Raw genomic sequence first — 20021 nt, forward strand, 5'->3', positions numbered from 1 at the left:
GAACCCGCAGACACAAACGGACCGACCCGCAGAGCACCTACGCCCGCCGATAAACAGCCGCCCGCTTCTCCGCAAAGGCACGGGCCCCCTCCTTCGCATCGGCGGTGTCAAAGATCGGCCACCCCCGCTTGAGTTCGGCCGCAAGCCCCTCCGTCTCGGTCAGCTCCGCCGTCTCATACACCGACGCCTTGACCGCCTCAACAGCCAACGGCCCACAGGAATTGACGAGTTCGGCAATCTCCAGCGCCTTGTCGAGAGCCGCACCGTCGGGAACGACATGCCCGACCAGACCAACGTCCGCCGCCTCCCGCGCGCTGTACGGCCGCCCGGTAAGCAGCATCTCCAGGGCATGGGTACGCGGAATCTGCCGCTGGAGACGGACAGTTGACCCCCCGATCGGGAACAGCCCGCGTTTGACCTCGAACAACCCGAAGGTCGCCGACTCCCCCGCGACCCGAATATCGGTGCCCTGAAGAATCTCCGTACCGCCCGCCACGCAGTACCCCTCAACCGCGGCGATCACCGGTTTACGGGGCCGGTGATGCCGCAGCATCGCCTTCCAGTGCAGATCCGGATCAGCGGTGAGCCGATCCCGGTACTCCTGCCCTTCCATCCCCTTGCCGGCAAGGGCCTTGAGATCCATGCCCGCGCAGAACGCACCGCCCGCCCCGGTCAGCACGATCGAGCGAACCGAGTCGTCCGCGTCACCCTCGACCCAGCCGTCGTACAGCCCGACCAGCATCGGCAACGAGAGCGCGTTCTTGGCCTCGGGCCTGTTGAGCGTGAGCACCAGCGTGGCGCCCTCGCGCCACACGGTCAGGTGTTCCGTACCGCTCATGGTCGTCTCCCGTCGCCGTACCGCCTCCGGAACGAGAACAGGTTGCAGGAGGCGCCCTGCCAGTACAAGGGGTTTCTGACACTCAGTCAGATTTCTTCTGCGCGGACCCTTCACAGTTGCCGCGCCCTTTGCTCTGATGACCGGCGAACCGACGTCAGGAGGAGTGGTGGAGTACAACATTGCCGACCTGTTCGAGTCGGTCGTCGACGTGGTCCCGGACCGCGAGGCGCTCGTGTACATCGACCACCCGGGCACGGGCGCGGAACGCCGCCTGACCTACGCGGAGTTGGACGCGGCCGCGAACCGTATCGCCCATCATCTGATCGACACCGGGATCCGCCCGGGTGAGCATCTCGGGCTCCATCTCTACAACGGCGTCGAGTACTTGCAGACGGTGCTGGGCTGCCTCAAGGCGCGGGTCGTACCGGTCAACGTCAACTACCGCTACGTAGAAGAGGAGTTGGTGTACCTCTACCGGGACGCCGACCTCGTGGCGCTGGTCTTCGACACGGAGTTCACCGAGCGGGTGGCGGCCGCGCTGCCGCAGGCGGAGCAACTGCGGCATCTGGTACGGGTGGGAGCGGCCCGGGCGGACGGACCGGAGTTGCCTGCCGTGGACTTCACGGACGCCGAGGCCGCCGGGTCTCCCGGGCGCGGGTTCCCGGCGCGGTCGGCGGACGACCAGTTCATCATCTACACCGGTGGCACGACCGGCATGCCGAAGGGTGTGATGTGGCGCCAGGAGGACCTGTTCTTCTCGGGGCTCGGCGGCGGCGCACCGACCGGTGAACCCGTCAAGAAACCCGAGGAGTTGGCGGAGCGGGTCGCGGCCGGCGGGGCGGGGATCACGTTCTTCCCCACTCCCCCGCTGATGCACGGCACCTCCACGCTCACCGCGTTCATCGGCTTCAACTTCGGTCAACGCATCGTGATTCACCGGAAGTTCGTGCCGGAGGAGGTGCTGCGGACCGTCGAGAAGGAGAAGGTCACCAGCATGTCCCTGGTCGGCGACGCGATGCTGCGCCCGTTGATCGACGCGCTCAACGGGCCGATGAAGGGCACCGATTGCTCGTCGATGTTCAGTGTGTCGTCCTCGGGCGCGATCATGTCGGAGACGGTGCGTCGGCAGTTCCAGGAGCTGCTCCCGAACACGATGCTGCTGAACAACTACGGTTCGTCCGAGTCCGGCTTCAACGGTACGGCGACGGCCGACTCAGGGGCCGGGAAGTCGTTCCGTATCCGCGTCAACTCCCGTACGCAGGTAGTAGATCCGGCTACGTACGAACCCGTCGCCGTCGGTGAGATCGGCCGGGTCGCCCAGTGCGGTCATGTACCGCTCGGCTACTACAACGACCCGAGGAAAACCGCCGAGACCTTCTTCGAGAAGGACGGCCGGCGGTGGGTCCTGCTCGGCGACATGGCGACCGTGGACGAGGAGGGCATCGTCACGGTTCTCGGGCGGGGCTCGCAGTGCATCAACACCGGTGGGGAGAAGGTGTATCCGGAGGAGGTCGAGCAGGCGCTCAAGTCGCATCCGGATGTCTACGACGCGCTGGTGGCCGGGGTGCCGGACGCGAAGTGGGGCAACCATGTCGCTGCCGTCGTACAACTGCGCACGGGTGCGCAACGGCCGTCCCTGGACGCGATCCAGACGCACTGCCGCACCCACCTCGCCGGCTACAAGATCCCGCGCCAGTTGGTGATCGCGGACTCCATCCAGCGGTCGCCGAGCGGCAAGGCGGACTACCGGTGGGCGCGGGAGGTGGCGGTCGCCGCAGATCAGTGAGTCAACAGTGGGTCAACGAGCAGGCCCGATTGAACTGACGGTAGCGTGCGGCCGTACCGATGGTGACGAATCTGGTGGCCCGGGCCAGGTCCGCCATGCCGTCACCGGGCTCAGCACGGAAGGAACTTCGGGTGCCGCTCTTCACTCGCTCTCACCCATTGGCACAGCAGAAAGCCACTGGGGAGACCGACCCGACAGCGGCACCGGAGGCCGCGACATCACCCGAACAACAGGAGCCACCCGAGCCACGCGCCTCGGCCGACAAGCCCGAGGCCCAGGAGCCGGCCGACGCGACCGAGGCACGGGAATCGACTGACGTGCCCGAGCCACGGAAATCGGCTGACGCGACCGGGTCGACGGAGGCGACGGAGTCGGTTGAGGCGACCGACGCGGGTGATACGGAGAACGCGGGCGAGGCTGCCGACCCGGCCGGTGCAACCGGTGCCGGTGACACGGCCAATGCAACCGCCGCCAGTGACACGGCCGGTGCCACCAGCGCGGCTGGCTCCGTCGGCGCGGCCGCCCCGGCCGACACGGCTGGCTTCAGTGGCTCGGATGTTTCGGCCGCCGCGCCCAAACCGGCCAAGTCCGCCGACCCTGCTGAATCCGCCGCGCCTACCGGGTCCGGCGAACCCATTGAACCCGCGCAGTCTGCCGAGCACGCTGACTCCACCGCGCCTGCCGGGCCCGGCGAGACCGCCAAGTCCGCGGCGCCGAGCGAATCCTCACCCTCCGGACACTCCGGCGAGTCCACGGAATCCGCGGACGCCACAGAGTCCGCCAAACCTGGCGAGACCGCGAAGACCGGCGGCCCAACGGAATCCGCCGCACCCGGCGAGACTGCGGAATCCGCCGCACCCGGCGAGACTGCGGAGTCCGCCGCACCCGCCGAGATCACTGACCCCGCAGAATCCGCTACACCCGCCAAGACCAGTGACCCCGCAGAGTCCGCCGCGCTCGGCGAAAATGCTGAGCCCACCGAGCCCACCGAGCGATCATCCCAACTCCCCCTCCGCCCCGGCTGGTTCGGCTGGCGTCATCGCTTCCCCCGTACCTCACGTGCCGTAGGCGTCGGCACGAGTGTGTTGGCCGGTGTGCTGCTGGTCGTCGCGCTCGTCGTGCCGGACCGGCTCGATCGGATGACGTTCCAGTCGTTCCTGCGCTTCCCCGTGGAGCTGGTTGTCCTCGCCGTCGTGCTGCTCGTGCTGCCGGCGCGGGCTCGGCGGATTACGGCCGTCGTCTCGGGCGCGTTCGTCGGGCTGTCCACCGTCCTGAAGTGCCTCGACATGGGCTTCTACCAGACGCTGGCGCGGCCGTTCGACCTGGTCTTCGACTGGGTCCTGCTCAGCGACGCGGCGGACTTCCTGAAGGACTCGGTCGGCCGCTCGGGCGAGGTGCTCGCGATCATCGGGGTGATCGTCCTGCTGATCGCCGTGCTCGCGGGCAGCGCGCTCGCGATGGTGCGGCTGTCGGATGTGATGGCCAGGCACCGCCCCATGGCCGTGCGCACCACACTCGTCCTCGGTGTCGCGTGGATCATGTGCTTCACCCTGAGCGTGCAGGTCGGCGGTGTCACGCTCGCCACCAAGGGCTACAGCCAGTTCCTCTCCAACCGGGTGAAGTACGTCCGCGAGGGCCTCGGGGACGCCGACGTCTTCAAGAAGCAGCTCACCGTCGACGCCTTCGCGAAGACGCCGCCCAACCAGTTGCTGACCGGACTGCGCGGCAAGGACGTGCTGTTCACGTTCATCGAGAGCTACGGCCGCGTCGCGCTCGACGACCCGACGATGGCACCGGAGATGGACAAGACGCTCACGGCGGGCGACGCCCGGCTGAAGGCGGCCGGGTTCTCGTCGCGCAGCGCGTGGCTCAGGTCGCCGGTGACGGGCGCGGGCAGCTGGCTCGCCCACTCGACGTTCCTGTCGGGCCTGTGGGTCAAGAACCAGCAGCGGTACCGGACCGTCACCACCAGCACCCGCGCGACCCTCACCAGCTACTTCCAGAAGACCGGCGCCTGGCGCACGGTCGGCATCGTCCCCGGTGTGCGCAAGGCGTGGCCCGAGGGCAAGTACTTCGGCCTCGACAACATCTACGACTCCACGCACCTCGGCTACAACGGCCCGTACTTCAGCTGGACGCCGGTACCGGACCAGTTCAGCCTGGAGTCCTTCGAAAAGCTGGAGTACGGCAAGAAGAACCGCGACCCGATCATGGCGGAGATCATCCTGGCGTCCAGCCACAACCCCTGGTCCCCGATCGCCCACACGATCCCCTGGAACCAGCTCGGGGACGGCACGATCTTCAACCAGATCAAGAAAGAGGGCACGAACCCGACCGAGGTCTGGAAGAGCGCGAAGCGCGTACGGACCGAGTACCGCAAGGCCATCCAGTACTCCGTGGACAGCCTGACCCAGTGGGTCCAGCGCTACGGCAACAAGAACACCGTCCTCGTCTTCCTCGGCGACCACCAGCCCGTCCCGACGGTCACCGGGGGCACGTCCGACCGCGACGTGCCGATCACCATCGTCGCCCACGACCCGAAGGTCCTCGACAAGATCTCCAGCTGGGGCTGGACGGACGGCCTCAAGCCCGCCGACAACGCACCGGTACTGGGCATGGACAAGTTCCGGGACCGCTTCATGACGGCGTACGCGAAGTAGGTCTCACCGGTCGAGGAATGCGACGACCCGGCGCGTGAACCACTCCGGGTCGTCGAGCCACGGGTAGTGCCCGGCCCCCGGCTGGACCTCCAACTCCGCGTCGCGGAAGGCGTCGGCGGCGCGGCGGGCGAGGTCGGGCCGGGGGCCGCCGTCCAACTCGCCCGCGAGGACCAGGACGGGGGCGGGCAGCTCCGCGAGGGCGGCCCGGGTCGCGGGCGGGTCGAAGGCGCCGTCGGAGAAGTACAGGTCGGCGGCCTCGTCGTTGCACTGCTCGTCGGCGAGCGCGGAGTGTTTCTCCGCGACGGCATCCCAACTCCCGTAGAAGAACGGCTCGATGACCGGGTCGAAGTCCGCCGTGCCCGCCAGCCACGCCTCGAACGCGGGGTACGCGCCCTCGAACCAGGGCTCCCCCTTCCGCAGCCGCGCCGCGGCGAGCCGGTCCTCGGCCGTGGCCGGCATGCCGAGCGCCCACGGGGTCGCGGTGACGAGCGCCAGCCGTGCCACGCGCTCGGGACACCGGGCCGCGTACAGCATCGCGAGGCTGCCGCCCGCCGAGTGCGCGAGCAGGTCCATGCGGTCCAACTCCGCATGGACGCGCAGCACTTCCACATCATCGACCAGCCGGTCGCAGCGGTACGACGACGGATCGGCCGCCACCGCGGAGTCACCGGTGCCCCGGAGATCCAGCAGGATCAGCCGCCGGTGCGCGGCCAGTCCGCCCAGGTCACCGAGGTAGGCGGAGGCCCGCATGGGGCCGCCGGGCAGCACGACCAACGGCTCGCCCTCACCCCGGACGTGGTAGGCGAGTTGGGTGCCGTCGGTGGCGGTGAAGGTCGGCATGCGGATGATCCTCGCCGCCAACCGCGCCCCACCGCAAGGCAGTTCCGCAGGTCGTCGTTCTCCTCAGAGGGCGATGGGGCGGTGGGCCAGCGCTGCGTCGACGATCTGCTCGGCGGAGGCGTCCGCGAGTTCGTACGGCGGATGAAAGATCAGGTTCAAGGCCGCTGGATGAGCCACGTTCGCCGTGAAGAGCCGGAGGTAGTACTCGGCCTCCGTGTCCCCGGCCAGGATCCTGCGGACGACCTCGACGAGTTCCTCGCGGGTGACATCGGGCACGCGCGGATACGCCGGTCGCGCGGCCTCCAGAGCGAACTCCTCCAGCGTCCGCGACCCTGCGTAGCCCAGGAAGTCGGCCGCCGTGCAGTCGTGCCCCGTCGCCTCGGCGAAGGCAGCCACTGCTCCCTCCGCGGCCGAGCGGTCGGCGTCGCACAGAAGGCGCTCAACCCACCTTATTTCTCGGGCGAGTTGCTCCACACGCGCCACGGGCACGGACGGTGGCAGCAGTTCCGGACGGAGATCCACGCGGCCATTGTGCCCGGCGGCGCGTCGAGAAAGTGAGGGCAGACCTCTTGCCCCGGTGGGTGGGTGGCTGGATTACTGATCCCACACACATCGACCGAATGATCGGTCGCCCGAAATGGCACGATTGACGAAGGGGTGCGCCGATGGCGGACGCGGCGGAGCTGCTCGACTCGGGGGAACGGCTCGACCAAGACGCACTCAAGGCGCTGCAACTGGAGCGGCTGCGGGCCTCGCTCCACCACGCCTATACGAACGTGCCCTTCTACCGTCAGTCCTTCGACCTGGCGGGAGTAAACCCGGCCGACTGCCGCGCGCTCTCCGACCTCGCCCTGTTCCCGTTCACCACCAAGGTGGACCTGCGCGACAACTACCCGTTCGGCATGTTCGCCGTCCCCGAGGACCGCATCCGCCGTATCCACGCGTCGAGCGGCACCACCGGCCGCCCCACGGTGGTCGGCTACACGGAGAACGACCTCTCCATGTGGGCCGACATGGTGGCCCGTTCCATCCGCGCCGCGGGCGGACGGCCCGGCGACAAGGTGCATGTGGCGTACGGCTACGGGCTGTTCACCGGTGGGCTGGGCGCGCACTACGGTGCCGAACGACTCGGTTGTACGGTCATCCCCGCGTCCGGCGGCATGACGGCCCGTCAGGTGCAGATCATCCAGGACTTCAGACCCGAGATCATCATGGTCACCCCGTCCTACATGCTCACGCTCCTCGACGAGTTCGAGCGGCAAGGCGTCGATCCGCGCGGCACCTCCCTCAAGGTGGGCATTTTCGGGGCGGAGCCCTGGACCCAGCAGATGCGGCTGGAGATCGAGGAGCGGTTCGCGATCGACGCGGTCGACATCTACGGGCTGTCGGAGGTGATCGGTCCAGGGGTCGCGCAGGAGTGCGTCGAGACGAAGGACGGGCTGCACATCTGGGAGGACCACTTCTTCCCGGAGGTCGTCGATCCGATCACCGGTGAGGTCCTGCCGGAGGGCGAGAAGGGCGAGTTGGTGTTCACCTCGCTCACCAAGGAGGCCATGCCGGTGATCCGTTACCGCACCCGGGACCTGACCCGCCTCCTCCCCGGCACCGCCCGACCGGCCTTCCGGCGCATGGAGAAGGTCACCGGCCGCAGTGACGACATGGTGATCCTGCGCGGGGTGAACCTCTTCCCCACCCAGATCGAGGAGATCGTCCTGCGCACCCCGGGCGTCGCACCCCACTTCCAGCTCCGACTCACCCGCGAGGGCCGCCTCGACGCCCTCACGGTACGGGCCGAGGCCCGCCCCGACGCCACCCCCGAGACCCGGGACGCGGCGGCCCGCGCCATCACCGCGACCGTGAAGGACGGCATCGGCGTCTCCGTCGCGGTCGAGATCGTGGAACCGGAGTCACTGGAGCGCAGCGTGGGCAAGATCCGCCGCATCGTGGACCTGCGCACGCCCTGATCAGCCCAACCGCAGCAGTTCGGCGAGATTCCCGCCCAGCACCCGGTCACGCAACTCCCCCGAGGACGTGACCCGTTCGACGGTCGTACGCGCGACGACCGGGTCTCCGTAGGGCGCGTCCGAGCCGAAGAGGGTGCGGGTGGGGAGTTCGTGGATGGCGAGGCGGACGGCGAAGACGAAGTTCGCTGTGGAGAGTTCGAGGTGGAGGTTGGGGGTGGCGCGGGCGAGTTCGATCGCCAACATCCAGTGGGCTCCGGCCAGTTGGCTGATGACCAGCGGCACCTTCGGGTAGCGGGCGGCCAGTTCGGCGAGTGTGCGGACGTCCGCCGCGGTCGTGGGCGCTGCGCCGTGCACGACCACGGGGAGTCCGGTGTGGTCGTGCGCCGCGCGGAGCACCGGTTCGACGAGGGCCGCCTGGTTCAGGGGTGGGGTGAGTTCGCCTATGCCGTACAGCCCGCGGCCGGTCACCTCGCGCTCCACCCGGGCCGCCGTCTCGGCCTCCGGGCGGCCGAGGGGCACGGAGCCGAAACCGAGGAAGCGGTCGGGGTGCGCGGCGAGGGCCTCGTCCAACTCCCGCAACGCCAGGGCGAATCCGTCGTCACCGGAACCGCCGGCCAACGCCCGTTCCAGGGCGCCCATTTCGCGGTGAAGGGAGTCTAGGTCGGTGGCCCGTTCCGGGTGTGCCCGGGTGGGGAACAGCACCGTACGGTCCACCCCCGCGTCGTCGAGCGCCAACAGGTGGGCATCCAGCGGGTCGTGGACATGGCTGTGGGCGTCGAGAATCATGGGCGTCTCCCTGAGCGTGCCGGCCGCCCGGCGGAATGCGGGCGGCGGGAGCCAGTGTTGAGCCCTGACACCGTGGGAAGGTCAAGTCGGAGAGGGGTGCGCGCCCGTGCTGATCGGGGAGCTGGCCGAGCGGACGGGAACCAGCGAGCGGCTGCTGCGCTACTACGAACGGGCCGGACTGCTACGACCCGAGCGGCTGCCCAACGGCTATAGGGAGTACGCCGATTCGGACACCGCCGCCGTACTCCGCATCCGCGCGCTCCTCGCCGCCGGGCTGCCCACCCGCGTCATCCGGCAGGTACTGCCGTGCACCACGGACGAGGCAGCCGTACAACCCTGCCCCGGTGTACTCGACGCGCTGCGCGCCCAGTTGAACGACCTCGACCGCCGTGCCGCCGAACTCGCCATGGCGCGTGAGGTGTTGCGGGAGACGATCGCGGGCGCGGAGGCGCGTACGGCCCCGGCATCAACTCCTCGCTGAGAAGACTCAGTTGCCGAACTGCTCACGCAACTCCCGCTTGAGGATCTTTCCGCTGGCGTTCCGCGGCAGCTCCTCCACGAACACCACCCGCTTCGGCGCCTTGAAGTGAGGGAGCTTCTCCCGTGCGTGGTCGATGAGTTGGGACTCGGTGACCTCGCCGCGCGGGACGACGACCGCGGTGACGGCCTCGATCCAGCGGTCGTCCGGGAGGCCGATCACGGCGACCTCGGCGACGCCCTCGTGGGTGTAGAGCACGTCCTCGACCTGGCGTGAAGCGACCAGTACGCCACCGGAGTTGATGACGTCCTTCACCCGGTCGACGACGGTGAAGAAGCCGTGCGCGTCCCGCACCGCGAGGTCGCCGGAGTGGAACCAGCCGTCACGGAAGGCGGCGGCCGTCTCCTCGGGCTTGTCCCAGTAGCCCTCGCACAACTGCGGTGAACGGTAGACGACTTCGCCGGACGTTCCGTCGGGAACGTCCTTGCCCTCCTCGTCGACCACCCGCGCATCCACGAACAGGACGGGACGGCCGCACGAGTCCAGTCGGCCCTTGTGCTCGTCGGGGCCCAGGACCATGGAGAGCGGGCCGATCTCGCTCTGCCCGAAGCAGTTGTAGAACGCCAGCTTGGGCAGCCGCTCGCGCAGCCGCTCCAGGACGGGCACCGGCATGATCGACGCACCGTAGTACGCCTTGCGCAGCCCGCTCAGGTCGCGCGTCTCGAAGTCGGGCCGGTTCGCGAGGCCGATCCACACCGTGGGCGGGGCGAACAGGCTGTCCACGCGCCCGGCCTCGATAAGGTCGAACAGCCGGTCGCCGTCGGGCGCGTCGAGGATGGTGTTGGTGGCCCCGACCGCCAGGTACGGCAGCAGGAACACATGCATCTGCGCCGAGTGGTACAGCGGCAGCGAGTGCACCGGCCGGTCCCCCGCGCTCAGGTCCAACGCGGTGATCGCGCTCAAGTACTCGTGCACCAGGGCCCGGTGGCTCATCATCGCGCCCTTGGGCAGCGCGGTCGTGCCCGAGGTGTAGAGCAACTGCACCAGGTCGTCGGTGCGCGGCTCGGGCCCGTCGTACGGAGACGCGGACGGCAGCCGGTCCAGCAGCGAGCCGTCGGCGTCTCGGAGCGGCAACATCCGTACGCCGTCGGGAAGTTGCCCGGTGAGGTCCGGGTCGGTGAGCACCAGCGTGCTGCCCGACTGGCCGACGATGTACGTGAGGTCGTCGCCGGTGAGGTTCTGGTTGACCGGGACGTGCACGAGGCCCGCGCGGGCACAGGCCAGGAAGCCGATCAGATAGGCGTCCGAGTTGTGGCCGTAGGAACCGACCCGGTCGCCCGGCGCGAGGCCCTGGTCGAGGAGCACGGTCGCCGCGCGCGAGACGGCGTCGTCGAGTTCCTCGTACGTCCAGGAGCGCTCGCCGTAGTCCACCGCCACGCGGGCGGGAGTGCGCCGGGCACTGCGTCGCAGTACCCCGTCAACCGTGCTGCCTTGTCCGGGCGTCATGACACATGATCCTCGGGCCGCCGCCCGGGCAGGTCAAGCCGACGGGACGGGTGTGGTCCCACCGCGCAGGGGGCGGGACCACACCCGTCCCGCTCCAGATGCCTACGGCACTCACATGGGCCGCGTATGCCCCTCCCAGTACGGGTCCCGCAGCCGCCGCTTGTACAGCTTGCCGTTGGGGTCGCGGGGCATCTCGGCGATGAAGTCGATGCTCTTGGGCCGTTTGTAGCCGGCGAGTTGCTCGGCGCAGTGGTCGAGGAGGGTGGTGGCGAGGGCCGGGCCGGGTTCGTGTCCGGGGGACGGTTCGACGACGGCCTTGACCTCCTCGCCCCACTCGTCGTGCGGGATGCCGAAGGCGGCGGCGTCGGCGACGGCGGGGTGGGCGAGGAGCGCGGACTCGATCTCGGCCGGGTAGATGTTGACGCCGCCCGAGATGATCATGTCGATCTTGCGGTCGCGGAGGAAGAGGTAGCCGTCCTCGTCGAGGTAGCCGAGGTCGCCGACGGTGAAGAAGTCGCCGATGCGGTTCTTCCGCGTCTTGGCCTCGTCCTTGTGGTAGGCGAAGCCGCCGGTGCTCATCTTCATGTAGACGGTGCCGAGTTCACCGGGCGGAAGCCGCTTGCCGTCGTCGTCGAAGACCGCGAGTTCGCTGATGGGCCAGGCCTTGCCGACCGTGCCGGGCTTCTTCAGCCAGTCCTCGGCGGTCGCGAAGGCGCCGCCGCCCTCGCTGGCCGCGTAGTACTCCTCCACACAGTCGCCCCACCACTCGATCATCGCCCGCTTCACATGGTCGGGGCAGGGGGCGGCGCCGTGGATGGCGTGCCGCATGGACGAGACGTCGTAGCGCGCCCGTATGTCCTCGGGGAGGGCGAGGAGGCGGTGGAACTGGGTCGGGACCATGTGGGTGTGGGTGCAGTTCTCGCGGTCGATGAGGCGGAGCATCTCCTCCGGGGTCCACTTGTCCATCAGGACCAGGCGGTGCCCGATGTGCAGGCTCGCGCCCGCGAATTGGAGGACGGCCGTGTGGTAGAGCGGCGAGCAGACGAGGTGCACGTTGTCGTCGAACGGCTTGATGCCGAAGATGCCGAGGAAGCCGCCGAGGTACGCCGACTCGGGCGGCCTGCCCGGCAGCGGGCGGCGGATGCCTCGGGGGCGGCCGGTGGTGCCCGAGGTGTAGTTCATGACCCAGCCGAGGGTGCGGTCCCCGGGCGCCGACTCCGGTTGTCCGTCGATGAGTTCGGCGTACGGCCGGAAGCCCTCGACCGTGCCGACCGCGTACCGGTGCGTGGCGGGCAGGCCGGCCTCGTCGGCTGCCTGGCGGGCGGGCTCGGCGAACCGCTCGTGCGCGATGAGCACCTTGGCGCCGGAGTCGGCGACGATCCAGGCGATCTCGGGTGCGACGAAGTGGTGGTTGACGGGGACGAGGTAGAAACCGGCCTGGGTGGCGGCCAGATGGGCCGTGAAGAACTCGACGCCGTTGGGCAGCACGACCGCGAAGGCGTCGCCGCGTTCGAGTCCGGCGGCGCGCAGACCATGGACGAGCTGGTTGGCGGCGGCGTGCAGTCGGCCGGCGGTCCACACCTCGCCGTCGGGGGCGACGAGGACCTCGCGGTCGGGGTCCTGAGCCGCCTGGGCCCAGAAACCGGTGGGGGGCGTGCTCTCACCCTGTGCGCTCACTGGCCGCTCCTTCCGGCGATGCGGTTGATGCGGTCGACGGCGTGCTCGAAGCCGCGCGTGAGGTCGTCGAAGACGGCCTGGACACTGCGTTCGCTGTTCATCCGGCCGACGATCTGGCCGACCGGGGTGCCGAGCAGTGGTTCGATCTCGTACTTCTGAATGCGGGACACCGCCTCGGCGACCAACAGGCCCTGCAACGGCATCGGGAGAGTGCCCGGGCCGTCCGGGTCGTCCCAGGCGTCGGTCCACTCGGTACGCAGTTGGCGGGCCGGTTTCCCGGTCAGGGCGCGGGAGCGGACGGTGTCGCCGGACCCGGCGGCGAGCAGTTTGCGGGTCACGCCGGGCGAGTGCATGTCGGCTTCCGTGGTGGTCAGCCACAGGGAACCCAGCCACACGCCCTGCGCGCCGAGGCTGAGCGCGGCGGCCACCTGCTGTCCGCTGCCGATGCCACCGGCGGCCAGCACAGGCAGTGGATCGACGGCTTCGACGACCTCGGGCGTGAGCACCATGGAGGCGATCTCGCCGGTGTGGCCGCCCGCCTCGTAGCCCTGGGCCACGACGATGTCGATGCCGCCCTCCGCGTGCTTGCGGGCGTGCCGGGCGCTGCCCGCGAGCGCGGCGACGAGCACGTCGCGGTCATGGGCGCGGGCGACGACGTCGGCGGGCGGGGAGCCGAGGGCGTTGGCGAGCAGCTTGATCGGGTAGTCGAAGGCGACGTCGAGCTGATTGCGGGCGACCTGTTCCATCCACCCGGTGATACGCCAGCCGGACACCTCGCCCTCGGCGAGTTCGGGGACGCCGTACTTGGCCAGCGTCTCGGTGACGAACCGCCGGTGCCCTTCCGGGATCATCGCCTCGACCTCGGCCTCGGTGACGCCCTCGACCTTCTTCGCGGGCATGACGACGTCCAGGCCGTACGGCATCCCCTCGACGTGCGCCTCCAGCCAGTCGAGGTCGCGCTTGAGCTCGTCGGGGGCGGTGTAGCGGACCGCGCCGAGCACTCCGAAACCGCCGGCCCGGCTGATGGCCGCGGCGACGGCGGGGAACGGCGTGAAGCCGAAAATGGCGTGCTCGACTCCCAGTTTCTTGCTCAACTCCGTCTGCATGGGCGCAGAATGCCGCAGTCCTCCGGACGACGGAAGGCCTTTTCTGATGCTCCGTCAGATTTTCTGGAGTCACGGGTCGGCCCATCCCGCCGAGCCGTGAGCGCCGGCCGGTGGAAGCAGCCGTTCCCGGGGTCGCGCCAACTGACCTCCACGAAGCCCTCGTTGACTGCTGCGGTGATCAACTCACCACACCGCCCTGCTGCTTCCACACCAGTTCGGCAGCCCTGGCGTCGGGGAACGAGCGCTGCCACCAGGTCAGTCAGGACGGCAGGGCCGTAGCGGACCGTGGGGACGGCTGGGGCTCATGTGGTGGGCCTGTTCACGCGGATCAGGGTCTGCTGGCCGTTGGCGACGAGCTTCCGGGTGCCGTCGGGCTGGACGCCGTAGACCTCCAACTGGCAGACGGTCAGGGTGCGTCCGGGCTTGAGGACCGTGCCGATCGCTTCGAGGTGGTCGCCGGCGGCGGGTGCCAGGAGGTTGATCTTGTACTCGACGGTGAGGACCTCGGAGTCCTCGTCGAAAAGGGTGAGCGCGGCGTAGCCGCCGGCGCTGTCCGCGATGGTGCTGGTGGCGCCGGCGTGGACGTAGCCATGCTGTTGGGTCAGCTCAGGACGGACCGGGAGCACGATGTGGACGCGGCCGGGTCCGATGTGGGCGAGGCGCGCGCCGAGGTGGGACATCAGGCCCTGGAGGGCGAAGCTGTCCTGGACGCGCTCGCGCACCTCGGGGCTCGCCTGTTCCTGCTGTGTCCGGTCTTCCACGTACGTACTCTCCCTCGGTCTGTTTCGTATTCCTCAGCGGGCCAGGCCTTCCACCAGAAGGAAGCCGCCGATGGCGATCATCGTGGCGCCGCTGACGCGGGTGACGATCCGCGCGGCCGAGGGCCTGGTGCTCAGGACCGTGCGAGCCAGGACGCCGACGGCAAGGTAGACGGCGGCGCATGCGGTCAGGTGGACCGTGCTGAGCAGCCCGGTCTGCGCGGCGACCGGCCAGCCCCTGGCAGGGTCGATGAACTGGGGGAACAGCGAGAAGTACAGCAGGAGCGCCTTGGGGTTCAGGCCGCTGATGCCTGCTCCCTTGAGCATGACCCGCGCGCGGGAGGCGTCCGTGCTCTCGTCGGCGGCCGCCGGAACGGCCGGTTGCCGCAGGACACCCCAGCCCAGCCACAACAGGTAACCGGCACCCGCCACGGTCAGGGCGGTGAGCGCGGCCGGGGAACTCGCCACGAGTACCGCCAGGCCGGCGACGGCCACCAGCGCGTAGGCCGCGTGCCCGGCGATCAGACCTGTGACGGCCGGGACGACCGAGCGCCCCCGCAGCCCGGCGGAAATCGCGTAGGCCCAGTCCGCGCCCGGCGTGAACACCAGCAGCAGGTCCACAGCCAGGAAGGCCGCCAGCGTCGTCGTGTCCATCGGTCGTTCCCTCTCGCCTGTCGTGCGCTGGAGGGAAGGCTAGGCCGGATACAGCCGAAGGCGTTTGCGTATTTACCCCATGATCACGCGATCCGAGGGAGAATATTCCCCATGGACGCCCTGGACCGGAAGATTCTCACCGAGCTGCAGCTCGACGGCCGCCTGACCATCACCGAGCTGGCCGCCCGCGTACAGCTCAGCGTTTCGCCCTGCCATCGCCGGCTGCGCGACCTCGAACGCGAGGGTGCGATCCGCGGCTACCGCGCCGTCGTCGACCCGGCCGCCGTCGGCCTGAACTTCGAGGCCCTCGTCTTCGCCACCCTGCGCTGGGAGACCCCCGACACCGTCACCGCCTTCGAGGAGGCCGTGGCCGCCGTCCCGCACGTGATCCAGGCGCAGCGCCTGTTCGGTGAGCCCGACTATCTGCTGCGGGTCGCGACCGCCGATCTGGCCGCGTTCCAGCAGCTCTACGATCAGCGGCTCGCCCGGCTCCCCGGCGTCCAGCGCCTGACGTCGACCCTGGTCATGAAGAACGTCGTCCAGGACAGACCGCTCCCCGAACAGCCGGGCACATCCTCGACGGGCTCGACGCCCGGTTAGATTTTCGCCGCCTCCAGCACGGCCATCGCCGCGTTGTGCCCCGGCACCCCGCTCACGCCCCCGCCGCGCACCGCGCCCGCTCCGCAGAGCAGGACGTTCGCGTGCCGGGTCTCGACGCCCCAACGGCCGGTGTCGGCCTGGGCGTACGGCCAGGTCAGTTCGCGGTGAAAGATGTTGCCGCCGGGGAGTCGGAGGTCGCGTTCCAGGTCGAGCGGGGTCTTCGCCTCGATGCAGGGGCGGCCGTCCGCGTCGGTGGCCAGGCAGTCGGCGAGGGGTTCGGCGAGGTGGTGGTCCAACTGGGCCAGCGTCGCCTTCAACAGCTCATCGCGTACGGCGTCGTTGTCCCGCTCGAACAGCCGCGCCGGTGTGTGCAGGCCGAAGAGCGTGAGGGTCTGGTAGCCGTCCTCGACGAGGTCCCGCCCGAGGATGCTCGGGTCGGTGAGCGAGTGGCAGTAGATCTCGGAGGGTGGCGCGGCGGGCAGCGAACCCGAGGCCGCCTGGGCGTGGGCGGCGGCCAGTTGGTCGTAGCCCTCGGCGATGTGGAAGGTGCCGGCGAACGCCTCGCGCGGGTCGACCGAGGTGTCGCGGAGCCTGGGCAACCGCTTCAGCAGCATGTTCACTTTGAGCTGGGCGCCCTCGGCGGGTGCGGGCGGCTGGTCGCCGGTGAGGGCGGCCAGTTGCTGCGGCGATGCGCCGACGAGGACGTGCCGGGCGGCCACGGTGCCCTCGCCCTCGGCGGTGCGGTAGGTGATCTCGGCGGCGCGTCCGTCCGTGTCGATGCGGACGGCCTCGTGCCCGGTGGCGAGTACGGCGCCGGCCTCGCGCGCGGTGGTGGCGAGGGCGTCGGTCAGGGCGCCCATGCCGCCGACGGGGACGTCCCAGGCGCCGGTTCCGCCGCCGATCACGTGGTAGAGGAAGCAGCGGTTCTGGGCGAGCGTGGGGTCGTGGGCGTCGGCGAACGTGCCGATGAGGGCGTCGGTGAGGACGACGCCCCGGACCAGGTCGTCGGTGAAGTTCTCCTCGATCGCGACACCGATCGGCTCCTCGAAGAGCATCCGCCACGCGTCCTCGTCGTCCACGCGCCGGCGCAGTTCGTCTCGGGTGGGCAGGGGTTCGGTGAGCGTGGGGAAGACCCGCTGCGCGAGGCGGCCGGTCATGCCGTAGAGCCGCTGCCAGGCCGCGTATTCGCGGTCGCCGCCGGTCAGCCGGGCGAAGGCGTCCCGGGTGCGGCGCTCGCCACCGCCGACGAGGAGGCCGGTGGGGCGTCCGTCGCGTTCGACGGGGGTGTACGACGAGATGGTGCGCCCTCGGATGCGGAAGTCGAGGCCGAGGTCCCGCACGATCTTCTTGGGCAGCAGGCTGACCAGGTACGAGTACCGGGACAGCCGTGCGTCGACTCCGGCGAACGGGCGCGTCGACACGGCGGCGCCGCCGGTGCCGGCGAGGCGTTCCAGGACGAGCACGGAACGCCCTGCGCGGGCCAGGTAGGCGGCGGCGACCAGGCCGTTGTGGCCGCCGCCGACGATGACGGCGTCGTACGTGCGGTGTCCGGGTCCCTCGTGTGCAGGCATGGTTCTTCGTAACACGAGGTGATCTAGGTCGGCCAGGGGTGGGGCGGGTGGCGGTGGGTGGAAGTGGACGGGGGCCGGAATTACAACTTCGGCGGGGTGAGGGGCGCGTTGGTTGTGCGTCCTTGGGTTGTTTCGCGGCTAGCGCCCGGTGGGGGCTGGTCGCGCAGTTCCCCGCGCCCCTTTAGGGGGTTGGGGCTGGGGGGGTGGCCTGCGGCTGTGGCGCGGCCGACGGACGCGGACAGAGCCGAAGGCAGACACCGGCAGGCAGGGCTGTGGGCGCCGCGGCCGGAGTTGGCAATCCGGCCCTTCAGTGCCCGCCGGACGGACGGCCCTGGCGTAGCGCCGCCACCCGGCGGTACAGCTCGACCGCTTCGGCGTTGCGGCCGAGTTGTTCCAGGCAGTGGGCCTCGTCGTTGCGGCTGGCGAGGGTGTCGGGGTGGGTCGGGCCCAGGACGCGCTCGCGGGCGGCGGCCACGCGGCGGTACTCGGTGAGGGCGTCGGACCAACGGCCGAGCCAGCCCAGGCCTACGGCGACCTCGCGGCGGCTGACCAGGGTGTCGGGGTGGTCGGCGCCGAGGACGCGCTCGCGGATGGCGCACACGTCGCGGGACTCGGCGAGGGCCTCCTCCCAGCGGCCCAGGCGCCCGAGGTTGACGCCGAGGCCGTGGCGGGCGCGGAGGGTCTCGGGGTGGGCGGGACCGTGGACGCGGGTGCGGTCGTCGATGAGGTCGCGGTAGAGCTTGAGGGCATCGGCGCTGCGGCCGAGCCTGCCGAGGCTGATGCCGACCTCGTAGCGGGCGGCGAGCGTGTCGGCGTGGTCGGGGCCGAGCGCCTGGGCGCGGGCCTCGGCGACCTCGCCGTAGGTCTGCAGGGCCTCGGGCCAGCGGCCCAACTGGCCGAGCGCGTAAGCGACTTCGTAGCGGGTGACCAGGGTGTCGGGGTGGCCGGGGCCCAGCACGCGGGCGCGGGCGGCGGCGACCTCGCAGGCCATGCGGTACGAGTCCTCCAGGCGGCCGAGCCGGCTGAGGTTGAAGGCGAGGTTGTGGCGGCAGCGCAGGGTGTCCGGGTGGTCGGGGCCCATCGTCCGTTCCCGGGCGGCGAGTACGGACGTGTACACCTGGTGTGCGTCGAAGTGTCGGCCCAACTGGCCCAGGACGTACGCCATTTCCTGCCGCGCGGCGAGGGTGTCGGCGTGGTCGGCGCCCAACGCCCGTTCCCTGGCGCGGGCGACGTGGGTGTACTCGTGCAGGGCGTCGGCGGCGCGGCCGGTACGGCTGAGGGTGAAGCCGAGTTCGTAGCGGCTGGCGAGGGTGTCGGCATGGTCCGGGCCGAGGAGGTGGGTGCGTTCGGCGGCGACCGCGCGGTGCACCTCGCCGGCCTCGGCCCAGCGGCCCAACCTCCCTAGACTCAGGCCCGCGTTGTGGCGTCCGGCCAGGGCGTCGAGGATCTCCGGGGACGGTGCGGACGGTGACTCCGGCGCGGGTTCCTCGGCGTGGCCGGTGGCCGGGCGGGCGATCCACTCGCCGGTGAGTCCGGCTCCGGCGTCCGGCGGGGTGGTGCGTAGTCCGGCGCCGGTCGCCTTGTGCCCGGTGGTCATCCCGCGCGTCCAGGACGGCAGGCGCGCTTCGCGGGAGGCAGGCTCGGAGGCCGGTTCCGACACCGCTTCGGACGGGCGCAGTTGGGGCCGCGGGGTCACAACGGTCGGTACGTACAAGGGTGTCGTACGGCCCATGGTGATCCGGCGACCCAACTCCCGTGCGTCGTGCGGACGTTGTTCCGGGAGCTTGGCCAGCAGGTCAAGGATGGCCTTCTCCAGGTACTCGGGCAGTTCGGGCCGCTCGGCGCGCGGCGGGCGGGGTGCGTTGTCGCGGTGGCCGATGAGGATCGCCCAGGCGTCGCCGAGGTCGAACGGCGGTGCGCCGGTGGCGAGTTCGTACAGCACACACCCGAAGGAGTAGAGGTCGCTGCGCTGGTCGACCTCGGAGCCGCTGATCTGTTCCGGCGACATGTAGTGCGGGGTGCCCATCGCGATGCCGGTGCCGGTCAGCCGGGAGGTGAAGCCGATGTCGGCGCCGAGGCGGGCGATGCCGAAGTCGCAGATCTTCACCGTGCCGTCGGTCAGCCGCATGATGTTCGCGGGCTTCAAGTCCCGGTGCACGATGCCCTGTTGATGGCAGTAGGCGAGGGCGGAGGCGACCTGTTCGGCGATGTCGACGACGTCAGCGACGGGTAGCGGCCGCTGCTCGTTGTCCTCCAGGAGCTGGCTGAGATTACGGCCGTCGAGCAGCTCCATCACCAGGTACAGGACACCGTCGGACTCCCCGAAGTCGTGGACGACGGTCACCCCGCGGTGCTGCAACGCGGCCGCCACCCGCGCCTCACGCCGGAACCGCTCGCGCAGGACCCGGGTGAACGACTGATCGTGGTGCGGGTTCAGCGGCTTGAGGCACTTCACGGCGACCTGCCGCCCCAGCGACTCGTCCCGCGCACGCCACACCTCGCCCATGCCGCCGCGCCCGATCAGATCGAGCAGCTGATAGCGGCCCTGGATCAGTCTGCTGTCCCCCATCTCCCGCGACCGCCCCCGTCAGTGTTCGTCCCGCCCTCCCCTGGCTCGTCCAGTATGGCGAGCGAACGCCCGACTTTGTACGGGGGTGGGCGCGAGCCGTCACATGCCTTGGAGAATATGCCCGGCCGGGAGCCGCTCCCCCACATGCGTGGGAACAGAGCGCAACAGGGGGCCTGTGGCGCACGGTTGCCGGGTCACGGTGGCGGGCACGGGGGTCGACCTGTCGTG

At 70.2% G+C, this 20021-nt stretch carries 16 protein-coding genes; 5 read left to right on the forward strand and 11 right to left on the reverse strand.

The window, feature by feature from the left end; translation table 11 throughout:
• Positions 1-37 precede the first annotated feature (37 nt).
• On the reverse strand, positions 38-838 hold the full coding sequence (locus tag ACIBK4_RS13735) for a crotonase/enoyl-CoA hydratase family protein (protein WP_398994830.1): 801 nt from the start codon (positions 836-838) through the stop codon (positions 38-40).
• A gap of 166 nt (positions 839-1004) precedes the next feature.
• Here ACIBK4_RS13735 and ACIBK4_RS13740 point away from each other — a divergent pair, with 166 nt between their 5' ends.
• Complete coding sequence (locus tag ACIBK4_RS13740; RefSeq protein ID WP_398994831.1) at positions 1005-2624, forward strand: acyl-CoA synthetase; 1620 nt, start codon at positions 1005-1007, stop codon at positions 2622-2624.
• Between the two features lie 893 nt (positions 2625-3517).
• Positions 3518-5284 carry a sulfatase gene (locus ACIBK4_RS13745; protein WP_398995053.1) on the forward strand — a complete coding sequence of 589 codons (1767 nt, stop codon included), beginning with the start codon at positions 3518-3520 and terminating at the stop codon, positions 5282-5284.
• 3 nt (positions 5285-5287) lie between these two features.
• On the opposite strand, the gene ACIBK4_RS13750 is transcribed toward ACIBK4_RS13745, so the two are convergent.
• Positions 5288-6124 (reverse strand): alpha/beta fold hydrolase, encoded by an 837-nt coding sequence (locus ACIBK4_RS13750; protein ID WP_398994832.1) that lies wholly within the window; start codon positions 6122-6124, stop codon positions 5288-5290.
• Positions 6125-6187: 63 nt separating this feature from the next.
• The gene (locus ACIBK4_RS13755; protein ID WP_398994833.1) at positions 6188-6646 is read right to left on the reverse strand and encodes a hypothetical protein; all 459 of its coding nucleotides are present in this window, start codon (positions 6644-6646) and stop codon (positions 6188-6190) included.
• A gap of 143 nt (positions 6647-6789) precedes the next feature.
• Here ACIBK4_RS13755 and paaK point away from each other — a divergent pair, with 143 nt between their 5' ends.
• Entirely contained in the window at positions 6790-8088 is a 1299-nt protein-coding gene (gene paaK / locus ACIBK4_RS13760) for a phenylacetate--CoA ligase PaaK (protein ID WP_398994834.1), read from the forward strand.
• Here the strand turns inward: paaK and ACIBK4_RS13765 are convergent, their stop codons facing one another.
• The gene (locus tag ACIBK4_RS13765; RefSeq protein ID WP_398994835.1) at positions 8089-8874 is read right to left on the reverse strand and encodes an amidohydrolase family protein; all 786 of its coding nucleotides are present in this window, start codon (positions 8872-8874) and stop codon (positions 8089-8091) included.
• Between the two features lie 106 nt (positions 8875-8980).
• On the opposite strand from ACIBK4_RS13765, the gene ACIBK4_RS13770 reads away from it, so the two are divergent.
• Positions 8981-9355 carry a MerR family transcriptional regulator gene (locus tag ACIBK4_RS13770; protein ID WP_398994836.1) on the forward strand — a complete coding sequence of 125 codons (375 nt, stop codon included), beginning with the start codon at positions 8981-8983 and terminating at the stop codon, positions 9353-9355.
• Between the two features lie 6 nt (positions 9356-9361).
• Here the strand turns inward: ACIBK4_RS13770 and ACIBK4_RS13775 are convergent, their stop codons facing one another.
• From ACIBK4_RS13775 to ACIBK4_RS13795, 5 genes are all read right to left on the reverse strand, one after another.
• Entirely contained in the window at positions 9362-10858 is a 1497-nt protein-coding gene (locus ACIBK4_RS13775; RefSeq protein WP_398994837.1) for an acyl-CoA synthetase, read from the reverse strand.
• 111 nt (positions 10859-10969) lie between these two features.
• The gene (locus tag ACIBK4_RS13780; RefSeq protein ID WP_398994838.1) at positions 10970-12535 is read right to left on the reverse strand and encodes an acyl-CoA synthetase; all 1566 of its coding nucleotides are present in this window, start codon (positions 12533-12535) and stop codon (positions 10970-10972) included.
• Positions 12532-13641 carry a nitronate monooxygenase gene (locus ACIBK4_RS13785; protein WP_398994839.1) on the reverse strand — a complete coding sequence of 370 codons (1110 nt, stop codon included), beginning with the start codon at positions 13639-13641 and terminating at the stop codon, positions 12532-12534. Before ACIBK4_RS13785 ends, ACIBK4_RS13780 begins: the two co-directional genes overlap by 4 nt.
• A gap of 302 nt (positions 13642-13943) precedes the next feature.
• Positions 13944-14402, reverse strand: a complete 459-nt coding sequence (locus tag ACIBK4_RS13790) for a PaaI family thioesterase (protein WP_398994840.1) — start codon at positions 14400-14402, stop codon at positions 13944-13946.
• A 33-nt stretch (positions 14403-14435) separates the two neighbouring features.
• Entirely contained in the window at positions 14436-15053 is a 618-nt protein-coding gene (locus tag ACIBK4_RS13795) for a LysE family translocator (RefSeq protein ID WP_398994841.1), read from the reverse strand.
• Between the two features lie 111 nt (positions 15054-15164).
• On the opposite strand from ACIBK4_RS13795, the gene ACIBK4_RS13800 reads away from it, so the two are divergent.
• The gene (locus ACIBK4_RS13800; protein ID WP_398994842.1) at positions 15165-15653 is read left to right on the forward strand and encodes an Lrp/AsnC family transcriptional regulator; all 489 of its coding nucleotides are present in this window, start codon (positions 15165-15167) and stop codon (positions 15651-15653) included.
• Here the strand turns inward: ACIBK4_RS13800 and ACIBK4_RS13805 are convergent.
• Both ACIBK4_RS13805 and ACIBK4_RS13810 read right to left on the reverse strand, forming a co-directional pair.
• The gene (locus ACIBK4_RS13805) at positions 15650-17224 is read right to left on the reverse strand and encodes a phytoene desaturase family protein (RefSeq protein ID WP_398994843.1); all 1575 of its coding nucleotides are present in this window, start codon (positions 17222-17224) and stop codon (positions 15650-15652) included. The genes ACIBK4_RS13800 and ACIBK4_RS13805 overlap by 4 nt on opposite strands.
• A 307-nt stretch (positions 17225-17531) precedes the next feature.
• Positions 17532-19793 carry a tetratricopeptide repeat protein gene (locus ACIBK4_RS13810; protein ID WP_398994844.1) on the reverse strand — a complete coding sequence of 754 codons (2262 nt, stop codon included), beginning with the start codon at positions 19791-19793 and terminating at the stop codon, positions 17532-17534.
• Between the last annotated feature and the right edge of the window lie 228 nt (positions 19794-20021).

This window comes from Streptomyces sp. NPDC050528, assembly GCF_044457795.1.
Classification (GTDB): Bacteria; Actinomycetota; Actinomycetes; order Streptomycetales; family Streptomycetaceae; genus Streptomyces.